15 protein-coding genes are annotated in these 13,227 nt (G+C 60.6%); all 15 read left to right on the plus strand.

What is annotated here, in order from left to right:
* The first annotated feature begins 11 nt into the window (after positions 1 to 11).
* The 15 genes from fliF to fliQ all read left to right on the plus strand — a co-directional run bounded on the left by fliF (position 12) and on the right by fliQ (position 13,224).
* Complete coding sequence (fliF, locus tag T3A99_RS24185) at positions 12 to 1,796, plus strand: flagellar basal-body MS-ring/collar protein FliF (protein WP_047226247.1); 1,785 nt, start codon at positions 12 to 14, stop codon at positions 1,794 to 1,796.
* Positions 1,789 to 2,808 carry a flagellar motor switch protein FliG gene (gene fliG, locus T3A99_RS24190; protein WP_003199086.1) on the plus strand — a complete coding sequence of 340 codons (1,020 nt, stop codon included), beginning with the start codon at positions 1,789 to 1,791 and terminating at the stop codon, positions 2,806 to 2,808. The genes fliF and fliG overlap by 8 nt, the downstream gene beginning before the upstream one ends.
* Positions 2,809 to 2,815: 7 nt before the next feature.
* Entirely contained in the window at positions 2,816 to 3,661 is an 846-nt protein-coding gene (gene fliH, locus T3A99_RS24195; protein ID WP_047226248.1) for a flagellar assembly protein FliH, read from the plus strand.
* Complete coding sequence (fliI, locus tag T3A99_RS24200) at positions 3,651 to 5,009, plus strand: flagellar protein export ATPase FliI (RefSeq protein ID WP_047226249.1); 1,359 nt, start codon at positions 3,651 to 3,653, stop codon at positions 5,007 to 5,009. Before fliH ends, fliI begins: the two co-directional genes overlap by 11 nt.
* A 6-nt stretch (positions 5,010 to 5,015) precedes the next feature.
* The gene (gene fliJ / locus T3A99_RS24205; RefSeq protein WP_047226250.1) at positions 5,016 to 5,465 is read left to right on the plus strand and encodes a flagellar export protein FliJ; all 450 of its coding nucleotides are present in this window, start codon (positions 5,016 to 5,018) and stop codon (positions 5,463 to 5,465) included.
* A 102-nt stretch (positions 5,466 to 5,567) separates the two neighbouring features.
* The gene (locus T3A99_RS24210; protein WP_331717220.1) at positions 5,568 to 5,963 is read left to right on the plus strand and encodes an STAS domain-containing protein; all 396 of its coding nucleotides are present in this window, start codon (positions 5,568 to 5,570) and stop codon (positions 5,961 to 5,963) included.
* A gap of 9 nt (positions 5,964 to 5,972) precedes the next feature.
* Complete coding sequence (locus T3A99_RS24215) at positions 5,973 to 7,679, plus strand: ATP-binding SpoIIE family protein phosphatase (protein ID WP_047226251.1); 1,707 nt, start codon at positions 5,973 to 5,975, stop codon at positions 7,677 to 7,679.
* A gap of 31 nt (positions 7,680 to 7,710) precedes the next feature.
* Complete coding sequence (locus T3A99_RS24220; protein WP_047226252.1) at positions 7,711 to 8,055, plus strand: Hpt domain-containing protein; 345 nt, start codon at positions 7,711 to 7,713, stop codon at positions 8,053 to 8,055.
* Positions 8,056 to 8,143: 88 nt separating this feature from the next.
* Entirely contained in the window at positions 8,144 to 9,514 is a 1,371-nt protein-coding gene (locus T3A99_RS24225; protein ID WP_322834878.1) for a flagellar hook-length control protein FliK, read from the plus strand.
* Positions 9,515 to 9,748: 234 nt separating this feature from the next.
* Positions 9,749 to 10,252: a flagellar basal body-associated protein FliL gene (fliL, locus tag T3A99_RS24230; RefSeq protein ID WP_047226254.1), complete on the plus strand. Its 504-nt coding sequence runs from the start codon at positions 9,749 to 9,751 to the stop codon at positions 10,250 to 10,252.
* 9 nt (positions 10,253 to 10,261) lie between these two features.
* Positions 10,262 to 11,230 (plus strand): flagellar motor switch protein FliM, encoded by a 969-nt coding sequence (gene fliM, locus T3A99_RS24235; protein ID WP_003184019.1) that lies wholly within the window; start codon positions 10,262 to 10,264, stop codon positions 11,228 to 11,230.
* A gap of 54 nt (positions 11,231 to 11,284) precedes the next feature.
* Positions 11,285 to 11,743, plus strand: a complete 459-nt coding sequence (fliN, locus tag T3A99_RS24240) for a flagellar motor switch protein FliN (protein WP_047226255.1) — start codon at positions 11,285 to 11,287, stop codon at positions 11,741 to 11,743.
* Positions 11,744 to 12,181, plus strand: coding sequence for a flagellar biosynthetic protein FliO (fliO, locus tag T3A99_RS24245; RefSeq protein ID WP_092397555.1), 438 nt, complete (start codon positions 11,744 to 11,746; stop codon positions 12,179 to 12,181). It abuts the gene before it with no gap.
* Complete coding sequence (gene fliP / locus T3A99_RS24250) at positions 12,181 to 12,930, plus strand: flagellar type III secretion system pore protein FliP (protein ID WP_047226257.1); 750 nt, start codon at positions 12,181 to 12,183, stop codon at positions 12,928 to 12,930. The genes fliO and fliP overlap by 1 nt, the downstream gene beginning before the upstream one ends.
* A 24-nt stretch (positions 12,931 to 12,954) precedes the next feature.
* Positions 12,955 to 13,224: a flagellar biosynthesis protein FliQ gene (gene fliQ, locus T3A99_RS24255; RefSeq protein WP_047226258.1), complete on the plus strand. Its 270-nt coding sequence runs from the start codon at positions 12,955 to 12,957 to the stop codon at positions 13,222 to 13,224.
* Positions 13,225 to 13,227 lie beyond the last annotated feature (3 nt).

A 13,227-nucleotide genomic window follows, 5' to 3' on the forward strand; every position in this document is an offset into this window, starting at 1 on the left:
ATTATTGAGTCATGGCAGAAGCAGTCGCTGATAACGTTCCGGCCAAGGCCACTCCGCCCGACGGCAAACCGCCGCTGTTCGGTCTGTCCTTCCTGGAAAACCTCTCCGAGATGACCATGCTGCGTCAGGTGGGCCTGTTGGTCGGCCTGGCTGCCAGCGTGGCGATCGGGTTTGCCGTGGTGCTGTGGTCCCAGCAGCCAGACTACCGTCCTTTGTACGGCAGTCTGGAGGGCATGGACGCCAAGCAAGTCATGGAAACCCTGGCTGCCGCCGACATTCCTTATACCGTCGAACCCAATTCCGGCGCCTTGCTGGTCAAGGCCGACGACGTGGCGCGCGCGCGCCTCAAGCTCGCCGCTGCTGGCGTAACGCCCACCGATGGCAATATCGGTTTCGAGATCCTCGACAAGGACCAGGGCCTGGGTACCAGCCAGTTCATGGAGGCGACCCGTTATCGTCGCGGCCTTGAAGGCGAATTGGCGCGCACCATTGCCAGTCTGAACAACGTCAAGGGTGCCCGTGTGCACCTGGCGATTCCAAAAAGCTCGGTGTTTGTGCGCGATGAGCGCAAGCCAAGCGCCTCGGTACTGGTTGAACTGTATTCCGGTCGCTCTTTGGAGCCCAGCCAGGTCGTGGCCATCGTCAATCTGGTGGCTACCAGTGTTCCCGAGTTGAGCAAGTCCCAGATCACCGTGGTCGACCAGAAGGGCAACCTGTTGTCCGATCAGGCGGAGAACTCTGCTCTGACCATGGCCGGCAAACAATTCGACTACAGCCGTCGCATGGAAGGCATGCTGACTCAGCGGGTGCACAACATCCTGCAACCGATCCTGGGTAACGACCGCTACAAGGCCGAGGTGTCGGCCGATGTGGATTTCAGCTCCGTCGAATCGACGTCCGAACAGTTCAACCCTGATCAACCGGCGTTGCGCAGCGAACAGTCAGTGAACGAGCAACGCACCGCCAGCAATGGCCCGCAAGGCGTGCCTGGTGCGCTTAGCAACCAACCGCCGTCGCCGGCCAGCGCGCCCCAGACCACCGGTGGTGCCACTGCGGCCGCTGGCATGGTGCAACCGGGCCAGCCGCTGATCGACGCCAACGGCCAACAGATCATGGACCCGGCCACCGGTCAGCCGATGCTGGCGCCATACCCGGCCGACAAGCGCCAACAATCGACCAAGAACTTCGAGCTCGACCGCTCCATCAGCCACACCAAGCAGCAACAGGGCCGTTTGAATCGCCTGTCGGTCGCGGTGGTGGTGGATGATCAGGTCAAGATCAACCCGGCCAATGGCGAAACCAGCCGTGCGCCGTGGAGTGCCGACGAACTGGCGCGGTTCACTCGCCTGGTGCAGGACGCGGTCGGTTTCGACGCCAGCCGTGGCGACAGCGTGAGCGTGATCAACGTGCCGTTCTCCCAGGAGCGCGGCGAAGAAATCGCCGACATTCCATTTTATTCGCAACCCTGGTTCTGGGATGTGGTCAAGCAAGTATTGGGTGTGCTGTTCATCCTGATCCTGGTGTTCGGCGTGCTGCGTCCGGTGCTCAACAACATTACCGGTGGCGGCAAGAACAAGCAGTTGGCTGGCTTGGGTGATGTAGAGCTGGGAGGCATGGGCGGCCTGGATGGCGAGTTGGCCAATGATCGCGTCAGCCTCGGCGGGCCGCAGAGCATTCTGTTGCCAAGCCCGAGCGAAGGCTATGACGCTCAGTTGAACGCTATCAAGAGTCTGGTGGCAGAAGATCCGGGTCGTGTGGCCCAGGTCGTGAAAGAGTGGATTAACGCAGATGAGTGATAATCGAGCCGCTGTTGCCAAATTGTCCCGGGTCGACAAAGCCGCGATTTTGCTGCTGTCCCTGGGGTCGACCGACGCCGCCCAAGTGTTGCGTCACATGGGGCCCAAGGAGGTCCAGCGCGTGGGCGTGGCCATGGCGCAGATGGGCAACGTGCACCGTGAGCAGGTCGAACAGGTGATGAGCGAGTTCGTCGACATCGTCGGCGACCAGACCAGCCTGGGCGTCGGATCTGACGACTACGTGCGCAAAATGCTCACCCAGGCCCTGGGCGAGGACAAGGCTAATGGCCTGATCGACCGGATTCTGCTGGGCGGCAATACCAGCGGCCTGGACAGCCTCAAGTGGATGGAGCCGCGCGCGGTGGCTGACGTGATTCGTTACGAGCACCCGCAGATCCAGGCGATCGTGGTGGCTTACCTCGACCCGGACCAGGCCGGTGAGGTGCTGGGCAACTTCGATCATAAGGTGCGCCTGGACATCATCCTGCGGGTATCGTCGCTCAATACCGTGCAGCCGGCGGCCCTGAAAGAATTGAACCAGATTCTCGAGAAGCAGTTCTCGGGTAACTCCAATGCCTCGCGCACCACTCTGGGTGGCATCAAGCGCGCGGCGGACATCATGAACTTCCTCGACAGTTCGATCGAAGGCCAGCTCATGGACTCGATCCGCGAGTTCGACGAAGACCTGTCCGGTCAGATCGAAGACCTCATGTTCGTGTTCAACAACCTGTCCGATGTCGACGATCGCGGCATTCAGGCGCTGTTGCGCGAAGTGTCCTCCGACGTCCTGGTACTGGCCCTCAAGGGGTCGGACGAAGGCGTCAAGGAAAAGATCTTCAAGAACATGTCCAAACGGGCGGCCGAACTGTTGCGCGACGATCTCGAGGCCAAGGGCCCGGTACGTGTCAGCGACGTGGAAACCGCACAAAAGGAAATCCTCACCATCGCCCGCCGTATGGCCGAAGCCGGAGAGATCGTGCTCGGTGGCAAGGGCGGCGAAGAGATGATCTAAGGTCGTTATGTCTGCCAAGAGTGATGGTTCACCCAGCGACCTGATCCGCGCTCGGGACGTCGGTGGTTTTGACGTCTGGTCGCTGCCCAGCTTCGATCCCCACGTGCCCGAGCCTGAGCCTGAGCCCGAGGAAGAACTGCCGGAAATGGAGGAGGTGCCGCTGGAAGAAGTCCAGCCACTGACCCTCGAAGAAGTCGAAAGCATTCGTCAGGAGGCCTACAACGAAGGCTTCGCCATTGGTGAAAAAGAAGGTTTCCATAGCACCACGCTCAAGGTTCGCCAGGAAGCCGACGTAGCGCTGACAGCCAAGCTCCGCGCGCTGGAATCGCTGATGCTCAACCTGTTCGAGCCCATCGCCGAGCAGGACACTCAGATCGAGAAGTCCCTGGTCGGGCTGGTGCAGCACATCACTCGACAAGTGATCCAGCGGGAACTGGCCATTGATTCGAGCCAGATCGAACACGTCATGCGCGAAGCCCTCAAGCTTTTGCCGTTGGGCGTGGGCAATGTGCGGCTGTACATCAATCCTCAGGATTTCGAACTGGTCAAGGCACTGCGTGAGCGTCATGAAGAAACCTGGCGCATCGTCGAGGACGAATCCCTGCTGCCGGGCGGTTGCCGTGTGGAAACCGAGCACAGCCGCATTGATGCGACCATCGAAACCCGCATCAGCCAGATCATGGCCAAGCTCTTCGACCAGTTGCACGAACAGGCACTGCACCCGGCTGCTGCCGACCTGAGCCTGGAATTGCCGGACGAGCCCCAGGTTGACACCCCTATTGATCCAGACGCCGCAGAGTCGGATGCTCTTGAACTCAGTACCCCTGAACTGGACGGCCGCGATGCGCCTTGAGCGAACCAGCTTCGGCAAGCGCCTGGGCAGCTACGCCGAGGCCACCGAGCTGGCCGGGCAGCCGATCCTGGAAGGGCGCTTGCTGCGCATGGTTGGCCTGACCCTCGAAGCCGAGGGCCTGCGTGCCGCCATGGGCAGTCGTTGCATGGTGATCAACGACGACAGTTATCACCCGGTCCAGGTCGAAGCCGAAGTCATGGGCTTCTCCGGCAGCAAGGTCTTTCTGATGCCGGTGGGCAGCGTAGCCGGCATCGCACCTGGCGCGCGGGTTGTGCCTTTGGCTGACACCGGTCGGCTGCCCATGGGCATGAGCATGCTCGGACGGGTGCTGGACGGCGCCGGGCGTGCCCTGGACGGCAAGGGCGGCATGAAGGCCGAGGATTGGGTGCCGATGGACGGCCCGACGATCAACCCCCTCAAGCGCGACCCCATCAGCGTGCCGCTGGACGTGGGCATTCGTTGCATCAACGGTTTGTTGACGGTCGGGCGCGGTCAGCGTCTGGGCCTGTTTGCCGGTACGGGGGTGGGCAAGAGTGTGCTGCTGGGCATGATGACCCGATTCACCGAGGCGGACATTATCGTGGTCGGGCTGATCGGCGAACGGGGTCGCGAGGTGAAGGAGTTCATCGAGCACATCCTCGGCGAAGAGGGCCTCAAGCGATCAGTGGTCGTGGCTTCGCCAGCCGATGATGCACCGTTGATGCGCCTGCGGGCCGCCATGTACTGCACGCGGATCGCCGAGTATTTCCGCGACAAGGGCAAGAATGTCCTGCTGCTGATGGACTCGTTGACCCGTTTCGCCCAGGCCCAGCGGGAAATCGCCCTGGCCATCGGCGAACCGCCGGCCACCAAAGGCTATCCACCCTCGGTATTCGCCAAGTTGCCCAAGCTGGTTGAGCGCGCCGGTAATGCGGAAAAGGGCGGCGGTTCGATCACGGCGTTCTATACCGTGCTGTCCGAAGGCGACGATCAGCAGGATCCCATTGCCGACTCGGCCCGTGGCGTGCTCGACGGTCACATCGTGTTGTCCCGGCGTCTGGCCGAAGAAGGGCACTATCCGGCCATCGACATCGAGGCGTCCATTAGTCGGGTCATGCCGTCGGTCATCAGCGCCGAGCACCTCAAGCGTGCCCAACAGTTCAAGCAATACTGGTCGCGCTATCAGCAAAGCCGCGATCTGATCAGCGTCGGTGCCTACGTGCCCGGCGGTGATCGTGAGACCGATACCGCCATCAATCTCTATCCGGCAATGGCGGTCTATCTGCGCCAGAGCCTGAACGACAACATCGGCATGGGCGCCAGCGAGGCGCACCTGCAGAGCATCTTCACTCCGGTCGCCGGCGGATAACCGGCCATGGCCACGAGTCGTGCGGCGCGTCTGGCGCCCGTGGTGGAGATGGCGGAAAAAGCCGAAAAAACCGCCGTCCAGCGTCTGGCATATTTCCAGGGGCAGGTGGCCGTCGCCGAAAGCAAACTGGCGGACCTGGAAAACTTCCGTCTCGAATACCAGGAGCAGTGGATCGCCCGTGGCAGCCATGGGGTTTCCGGCCAATGGTTGCTGGGTTACCAGGGCTTTCTTGCGCAATTGGGCACCGCCATTGACCAGCAGCGCCAGAGTCTGGTCTGGCACCAGAACAACCTGGAAAAGGCTCGCCAGAGTTGGCAGGAGGCTTTCGCCCGTGTCGAAGGGCTGCGCAAACTCGTACAGCGTTATATCGACGAAGCGCGGCGATTGGAGGACAGGCGCGAGCAAAAACTGCTGGATGAATTGTCCCAGCGTCTGCCGCGTCAGGATCCGTATTGATCATCGGGCCGGGATTTTGAGAGGGAAGTGTTCCAAACCTTGCTCAGACTTCTACCAGGTGCTAAACCTTGTACACGTATGTCCATGACAAGGAAGCCGAACATGTCAGTCGTTACCGAAGTATCCCCCGATGGGCAAAAGCTGACGATCTCGATCAAGGGTCGTTTCGATTTTGGGCGGCATCAGGAGTTTCGCGAGTCTTACGAGCGGCTCAACAAAAAGCCCGAATCCATTGTGGTGGACTTGAAAGAAGCCACTTATCTCGACAGTTCCGCCTTGGGCATGCTCCTGCTGCTACGCGATCATGCCGGCGGCGAAGATTCGGATATCCGGATCGTGAACAGCAACAGTGACGTCAAGAAAATCCTCGCGATCTCCAACTTCGACAAGCTGTTCGATATCTATCCGAAAGAAGAAGCAGGGAAAGACAGCTCGGGAGAAAAAGACAAGCCACAGGCAGGCCATCTCCAGGACAAACTTCATCCCGGAAAAGCTTGACCGGCAGCCATGTTGTCCGACCTCGAACCGCTGACGGTCCTGATTGCCGAAGACAGTGCCGCTGACCGACTGCTGCTGTCGACTATTGTCCGTCGTCAGGGCCATCACGTGCTCACTGCGGCTGACGGTGCCGAAGCGGTGGACATCTATATCCAGCAGCGTCCGCACCTGGTGCTGATGGATGCGATGATGCCGGTGATGGATGGTTTCGAGGCGGCGCAAAAGATCAAGCAACTGGCTGGGGAGCAGTTGGTTCCGATCATCTTTCTCACCTCGTTGACCGAAAGCGAAGCCTTGGCCCGATGTCTGGAAGCCGGGGGTGACGATTTTCTGGCCAAGCCGTATAACCAGGTCATCCTGGCCGCCAAGATCAAGGCCATGGACCGCTTGCGTCGGTTGCAGGCCACTGTCGTGGAACAGCGTGACCAGATATCCCGGCACCATGACTACCTGCTCAACGAGCAGCGCGTGGCCAAGGCCGTGTTCGACAAGATCGCCCATTCCGGCTGTCTGAGCGCACCGAACATCCGTTACCTGCAATCCCCTTACGCCCTGTTCAACGGCGATCTGCTGCTGGCCGCATTCAACCCGGCGGGCGATATGCACATCCTGCTGGGGGATTTCACCGGACACGGTTTGCCGGCCGCTGTCGGCGCGATGCCGCTGGCGGAGGTGTTCTACGGCATGACCGCCAAAGGTTATGGCCTGGCGCAGATCCTGCGGGAGATGAATGCCAAGCTCAAGCGCATCCTGCCGGTGGACATGTTCTGTTGCGCGACCCTGTTATGCCTGAGTTTCCAGCGCTGCACGGTGGAAGTCTGGAACGGCGGCATGCCCGATGGTTACCTGCATGACAGCCTCAGCGGTGTGCGCACGCCATTGCCGGCGCGGCACCTGCCGCTGGGCGTGCTCACTCCCCAGTTGTTCGATGACCGCACTGAAGTACACCCCATGTCGCTGGGTGACCGGGTATTCCTGCTGTCCGATGGCGTGATCGACACCGCTGACGACAATGAGCAGCTGTTTGGCGTGGAGCGTTTGCAACAGGTCTTTTCGGCCAATCGTGAGCCCGACTGTCTTTTCGAAGACATCCAGCAAGCCTTGCGGGACTTTCGCGGCGAGCCGCGGGACGACTTCAGCATGGTCGAGGTGCGCTTGGTCGCGCCGACGCAACTCAACCCGCCACCGCCGGTCTATTCCGATAGCGGCCAGTCCAGTCCGCTGGACTGGTCGATGAGTTTCGAGTTTCGCGCGCAGACGCTCAGGCGGTTCAACCCGATGCCGTACCTGTTGCAGCTGTTGCTTGAGGTTCATGGGCTCAGGGCTCAGAGTGGCGCTCTTTACAGCGTGCTGTCGGAGCTCTACTCCAATGCGCTGGACCATGGCGTATTGGGGCTCGATTCGAGTCTCAAGCGCGACGCGTCGGGTTTCGCCCGTTACTACAGCGAGCGCAACCAGCGCCTGGATGAATTGAACAGCGGTCACGTCCGGGTTCATGTGCACGTCACGCCTCACGGTGACGGTGGTCGTCTGGTCATTGAAGTCGAAGACAGTGGCCAGGGCTTCGATGTCGCCCGGGTGTTGGCACGACCTGCGGACAGTAACCGGTTGTCGGGGCGCGGCGTGAGCCTGGTGCGTCAGTTGAGCCATCAGGCCTGCTGGTCCGACGATGGTCGTAGTGCGCGCGTGGAGTTTTTCTGGGAGGCTCTGGCATAATCGGCGCCATTCTTGATCAGGGAGCGAACAAGTGAGTGAGATTCATCTGGACCGCGACGTACTGAGTACGTTGAAGGAAGTCATGGAGGACGGGTATCTGGAGTTGCTGGATACCTTTCTTAACGATTCCGAAGCACGCCTGCGTGTGCTGCATGAGGCGCGGGATGCGGAAAAGCTCAGTGCCACGGCCCACAGTTTCAAGGGCAGCAGCAGCAACATGGGCGCCATCCGCCTGGCAGAACTGTGTGGCGAACTGGAGCAACGTGCCAAACAGCCGTCGTTGAGCGGGATTGAAAAGCTGGTCAGCGAAATCGACAGTGAATTCGCCCATGTCCGCAAGCTTTGCAGGGAAGAGCGTGAAGGGTTCCACTGCTGAGATTCGAGCATTGCCAATAGGTTGGCCCGTCCCTTGCATTGTCCTCTCTCGACTGTACCTATGATTCCAGTGCAGCGGAGACCTTTTTATGCCCGTAACGCCCAATACACTGCTTCAGGCCACCCCGCAGGCCAAGCCTCAGGCCGCCGTCAATTCACCGGCAGCGGCCCCTGAGTTCGGGAATAAAGCCTCCAGCTTCGCCCAGGTCTTCGCCCGCCAGGCCCCCGCGAAGTCGTCGACCGCCCCCGAGCCATCGGTTAAACAGATGCGCGACCAGGCTTCTGATAACACCGTCAAAAAAGACGATGGCAACGAAACGGCTGCCGCCTCCGAGACGACGGTTGCCGATAGCGGCAAATCCTTGCCCGCCGACAAGCCGTCAACGGCCGATGACAAGGTGGCCAGTGATGACGGTGCCGACACGACTGAAACCCCAGTGGCGGAAGTTGCTTCTGGCGATCCGGCTGTGGACCCCGCGCTGCTGCCGGATATGATCGCAACGGTTGTCGCAACCGAGGCAGAACCCGCCCCCGTGGTGGCCACGACGATGCCTCAAGTCGCGGCTGCGGTGGCGGCGCCGGTTGCTCCATTGGCCGCAGCAGCCCAGACTTCGGCTGTGGTCGATCCTGAATTCGATCCGGCGGCCGATCCGCTTGATGCATTGCCTGCCTTGCGCCTGGCGATGGAGCAGAGCGGCCATGTTTCCGCTGCCAGCCACGCGCAGTCCAAGACGCCTGCCCCTGCATCGGTTGACGGTGAGCCGACATCGGCCCAAACCTTTGCCGCCGGCATGGCAAGCATGCTCACCGTCCAGGCTGATCAGAGCAGTACCGGCCCCGGCAGCCAGGGCAGTGAAAAAGCATTTGGCGGTTTGATCAATGAAGGTCTCAAGGATCTGACCGCCGCCTCCAGCGATACTCGCGTGGATGACTTCGCCAACCGTCTGGCAGCGCTAACCCAGGCCGCCACGCCAAAAACCGCCAATGCGATACCGGTCAACCAGCCTATCGCCATGAATCAGAGCGGCTGGACCGAAGAAGTGGTCAACCGGGTGATGTACCTGTCGAGTGTCAACCTCAAGGCGGCCGATATCCAGTTGCAGCCGGCCGAACTCGGTCGTCTGGATATTCGGGTGAACATGGTTCCGGATCAGCAGACCCAGGTGACGTTCATGAGCGCTCATTCCGGCGTTCGCGAAGCGCTCGAAGGTCAGATGCATCGCCTGCGCGACAGTTTTGCCCAGCAGGGCATGGGCCAGGTCGACGTCAGCGTGTCCGACCAATCCCGTGGCTCCCAAGGGCAGGAACAGCAAGCGCAGCAACAGGCCCAGGCTGGGCGCACAACATCGTCCGGCGGTCGGGTGGATTCGGTAGAGGAAGACCTGCCAGCCAGCATTGCTGAAGTAGCAGCCACTGCCACCAGCGTGATCGGCACCAGCGCGGTCGATTTCTACGCCTGACCCCAAGATGTCCCCCCCTGTGGGAGCGAGCCTGCTCGCGATAGAGGTGAATCAGTCCCAAAATGGGTGACTGACACTCCGCTATCGCGAGCAGGCTCGCTCCCACATTGGTTTTATGGCGTTCTGCAGATTGCATCCCAATCGTGATCCTTGTGCCCCGACACTTCTGGCATAACACTTGCTCCTGCCTTGCCGTGCAACAGTGAAAACCCCGATTAGTGACGGATTATTGGCATGGCGAAGAGCGAAGCAGCAGCTGTAAAGGACCCGGCAACCAAGGGCAAAATCAAGCTGATCATCTTGATCGTGGTGGGCTTGCTCCTGGCCATTGGGGTCTCTGTGGGGGCGACCTGGTATTTCATGCACAACGCTCAAAGCAAGCCGGCCGTGGCGGTCGAGGCCGCGCCGGTGGGCAAGCAGCCGGCGATTTTCGAGCCGATGGCGCCCGCTTTCGTGGCCAACTACACCCAGAACGGCCGCCAACGCTACATGCAGGTCAGTATCACCCTGTTGGGCCGCAACCAGGCTGATCTGGAAGCGCTGCGGGTGCACATGCCACTGATCCGCAATAACCTGGTGATGCTCTTTTCCGGACAGAATTTCGACACCCTGGCCACGCCCGTCGGCCAGGAAATGCTGCGTCAGAAAGCCACGGCCAGCGTGCAGGAAGTGGCTCAGAAAGAGCTCGGCAAAGTGGTGATCGAACAGTTGCTCTTCACTAACTTCGTATTGCAGTAGGAACCCGACATGGCCGTGCAGGACCTGTTGTCCCAGGATGAAATCGACGCGCTGTTGCATGGTGTCGACGATGGCCTGGTGCAGACCGAAAACGCTGCTGAGCCGGGCAGCGTCAAAAGCTACGACCTGACCAGCCAGGATCGCATCGTTCGCGGACGGATGCCGACCCTGGAAATGATCAACGAGCGTTTCGCCCGATACACCCGCATCAGCATGTTCAACATGCTGCGCCGTTCGGCCGATGTGGCCGTCGGTGGCGTGCAGGTGATGAAGTTCGGTGAATACGTGCACTCGCTGTATGTACCCACCAGCCTCAACCTGGTGAAGATCAAGCCGTTGCGCGGCACAGCGCTGTTCATCCTTGACGCCAAACTGGTGTTCAAGCTGGTGGACAACTTCTTCGGCGGTGACGGTCGTCACGCCAAGATCGAAGGGCGTGAATTCACCCCGACCGAGCTGCGGGTAGTGCGCATGGTGCTGGAGCAGGCCTTTGTCGATCTGAAGGAGGCCTGGCAGGCGATCATGGAAGTGAACTTCGAGTACATCAACTCGGAAGTGAACCCGGCCATGGCCAACATCGTCGGCCCGAGCGAAGCCATTGTGGTTTCGACCTTCCACATCGAGCTCGATGGCGGTGGTGGCGATCTGCACGTGACCATGCCGTACTCGATGATCGAGCCGGTACGGGAAATGCTCGACGCCGGCTTCCAGTCGGATCTCGACGATCAGGACGAGCGCTGGATCAATGCTTTGCGTCAGGATGTGCTGGATGTCGACGTGCCGATCGGCGCGACGGTTGCCCGGCGTCAGCTGCGCCTGCGGGACATCCTGCATATGCAGCCGGGGGACATTATTCCTGTCGAGATGCCTGAAGACATGATCATGCGCGCCAACGGTGTACCGGCCTTCAAGGTCAAGATGGGCTCTCACAAAGGCAACCTGGCGTTGCAGGTGATCGAGCCGATCGAACGCCGCTGAGCGGTGTCGAATCCTTACGTTTTTAACTGAATTTTTGCCCGCCGAGGACAAATGATGGCTGACGATATGAACACCCAGGATGACCAGGCGCTGGCCGACGAGTGGGCTGCGGCCCTGGAAGAAACCGGCGACGCCGGGCAGGCCGACATTGACGCTTTGCTGGCGGCCGACACTGGCGCTCACGCCTCCAACCGCCTGCCGATGGAAGAGTTTGGCAGCGTGCCCAGAAGCAACGAACAGGTGACGCTGGACGGGCCGAACCTGGACGTGATTCTCGACATCCCGGTGTCGATTTCCATGGAAGTGGGCAGCACCGACATCAACATCCGCAATCTGCTGCAGCTTAACCAGGGCTCGGTGATCGAGCTGGATCGCCTGGCTGGCGAGCCGTTGGATGTACTGGTCAACGGCACGCTGATCGCCCATGGCGAGGTAGTGGTGGTCAACGAGAAGTTCGGCATTCGCCTGACGGACGTGATCAGCCCGAGCGAACGCATCAAGAAGCTGCGCTGAGTGAAAGGTTTTTTCGCCGCAGCCTTGATGCTGCCATTCAGCGTGCTGGCGGCCGAACCGGTAGCCACCGTAGCGGCTGCGCCGGCGGCGAGTAGCGGGATCGCCGGGCAACTGGCGCAATTGGTGCTCGGTCTGCTGCTGGTGCTGGGGTTGATCTTCTTCCTGGCCTGGTTGCTGCGGCGCGTGCAGCAGGCGGGGCCAGCCGGCAAGGGGCAGGTCATCGACATCGTCGGTTCCCGCGCGCTTGGCCCGCGGGACCGGCTGGTGCTGGTTCAGGTTGGCAACGAGCAGATTCTGCTGGGGCTGAGCCCGGGTACCATTACTGCATTGCATGTTCTCAAGGAGCCGGTGCAGGTGCCTGCCACCGACCAGGCCACCCCCGAGTTTGCCCAGCGTCTCATGGAGCTGTTGGGTAAAGATCAGAAGGATAAAAAGTAATGCCATTGCGCATTCTGTTGGCGGTGGTCCTGATGCTGGCCGCGCCGTTGGTGCTTGCCGCCGATCCACTGTCGATCCCGGCAATTACCTTGGGCACCAACGCCGAAGGAGCTCAGGAGTATTCGGTCAGCCTGCAGATCCTGCTGATCATGACCGCGCTGAGTTTCATCCCGGCGTTCGTCATGCTGATGACCAGTTTCACTCGGATCATTATCGTCTTTTCGATCCTGCGCCAGGCCCTGGGCTTGCAGCAGACGCCGTCGAATCAGATTCTTACCGGCATGGCGCTGTTCTTGACGATGTTCATCATGGCACCGGTCTTCGACCGGGTGAACCAGGATGCGCTGCAGCCCTATCTGGCGGAAACCATCACCGCCCAAGACGCGGTGGCCAAGGCTGAAGTGCCGATCAAGGATTTCATGCTGGCCCAGACCCGCACCAGCGACCTGGAACTGTTCATGCGCCTGTCCAAGCGCACTGACATTGCCAGCCCGGATCAAGCGCCGCTGACCATCCTGGTGCCGGCGTTCGTGACGTCCGAGCTCAAGACCGCGTTCCAGATTGGTTTCATGATTTTCATCCCGTTCCTGATCATCGACCTGGTGGTCGCCAGTGTGCTCATGGCCATGGGTATGATGATGCTGTCGCCATTGATCATTTCCCTGCCGTTCAAGATCATGCTGTTCGTGCTCGTGGACGGCTGGGCCCTGATCATCGGCACCCTGGCGGGCAGTTTCGGCGGTGTTTAGGCCATTTGTGCGGGTAGCAAGAATATGACGCCTGAAGTAGCGGTAGACCTGTTCCGCGAAGCGCTCTGGCTGACGACCATGATGGTCGCTGTGCTGGTGATACCCAGCCTGCTGGTGGGCTTGCTGGTGGCGATGTTCCAGGCCGCGACCCAGATCAACGAACAGACCCTCAGCTTCCTGCCGCGTCTGCTGGTAATGCTGGTGACGTTGATCGTCGCCGGTCCCTGGCTGGTGCAAACTTTCATGGAATACATCCTGCAGCTTTACGGCAGTATTCCGCAGTTGATCGGCTGACCT

It is taken from the genome of Pseudomonas sp. N-137 (genome assembly GCF_034555295.1).
GTDB lineage: Bacteria > Pseudomonadota > Gammaproteobacteria > Pseudomonadales > Pseudomonadaceae > Aquipseudomonas > Aquipseudomonas rhizophila.

What these genes read in the sequence shown, in the direction of transcription:
- fliF (WP_047226247.1), top strand. Translation starts at nt 12, where the DNA reads ATGGCAGAAGCAGTCGCTGATAACGTTCCGGCCAAGGCCACTCCGCCC.
- T3A99_RS24215 (WP_047226251.1), top strand. Translation starts at nt 5,973, where the DNA reads ATGTTGTCCGACCTCGAACCGCTGACGGTCCTGATTGCCGAAGACAGT.
- T3A99_RS24210 (WP_331717220.1), top strand. Translation starts at nt 5,568, where the DNA reads ATGTCAGTCGTTACCGAAGTATCCCCCGATGGGCAAAAGCTGACGATC.
- fliL (WP_047226254.1), top strand. Translation starts at nt 9,749, where the DNA reads ATGGCGAAGAGCGAAGCAGCAGCTGTAAAGGACCCGGCAACCAAGGGC.
- T3A99_RS24225 (WP_322834878.1), top strand. Translation starts at nt 8,144, where the DNA reads ATGCCCGTAACGCCCAATACACTGCTTCAGGCCACCCCGCAGGCCAAG.
- fliN (WP_047226255.1), top strand. Translation starts at nt 11,285, where the DNA reads ATGGCTGACGATATGAACACCCAGGATGACCAGGCGCTGGCCGACGAG.
- fliG (WP_003199086.1), top strand. Translation starts at nt 1,789, where the DNA reads ATGAGTGATAATCGAGCCGCTGTTGCCAAATTGTCCCGGGTCGACAAA.
- fliQ (WP_047226258.1), top strand. Translation starts at nt 12,955, where the DNA reads ATGACGCCTGAAGTAGCGGTAGACCTGTTCCGCGAAGCGCTCTGGCTG.
- fliH (WP_047226248.1), top strand. Translation starts at nt 2,816, where the DNA reads ATGTCTGCCAAGAGTGATGGTTCACCCAGCGACCTGATCCGCGCTCGG.
- fliM (WP_003184019.1), top strand. Translation starts at nt 10,262, where the DNA reads ATGGCCGTGCAGGACCTGTTGTCCCAGGATGAAATCGACGCGCTGTTG.
- fliJ (WP_047226250.1), top strand. Translation starts at nt 5,016, where the DNA reads ATGGCCACGAGTCGTGCGGCGCGTCTGGCGCCCGTGGTGGAGATGGCG.
- fliI (WP_047226249.1), top strand. Translation starts at nt 3,651, where the DNA reads ATGCGCCTTGAGCGAACCAGCTTCGGCAAGCGCCTGGGCAGCTACGCC.
- fliP (WP_047226257.1), top strand. Translation starts at nt 12,181, where the DNA reads ATGCCATTGCGCATTCTGTTGGCGGTGGTCCTGATGCTGGCCGCGCCG.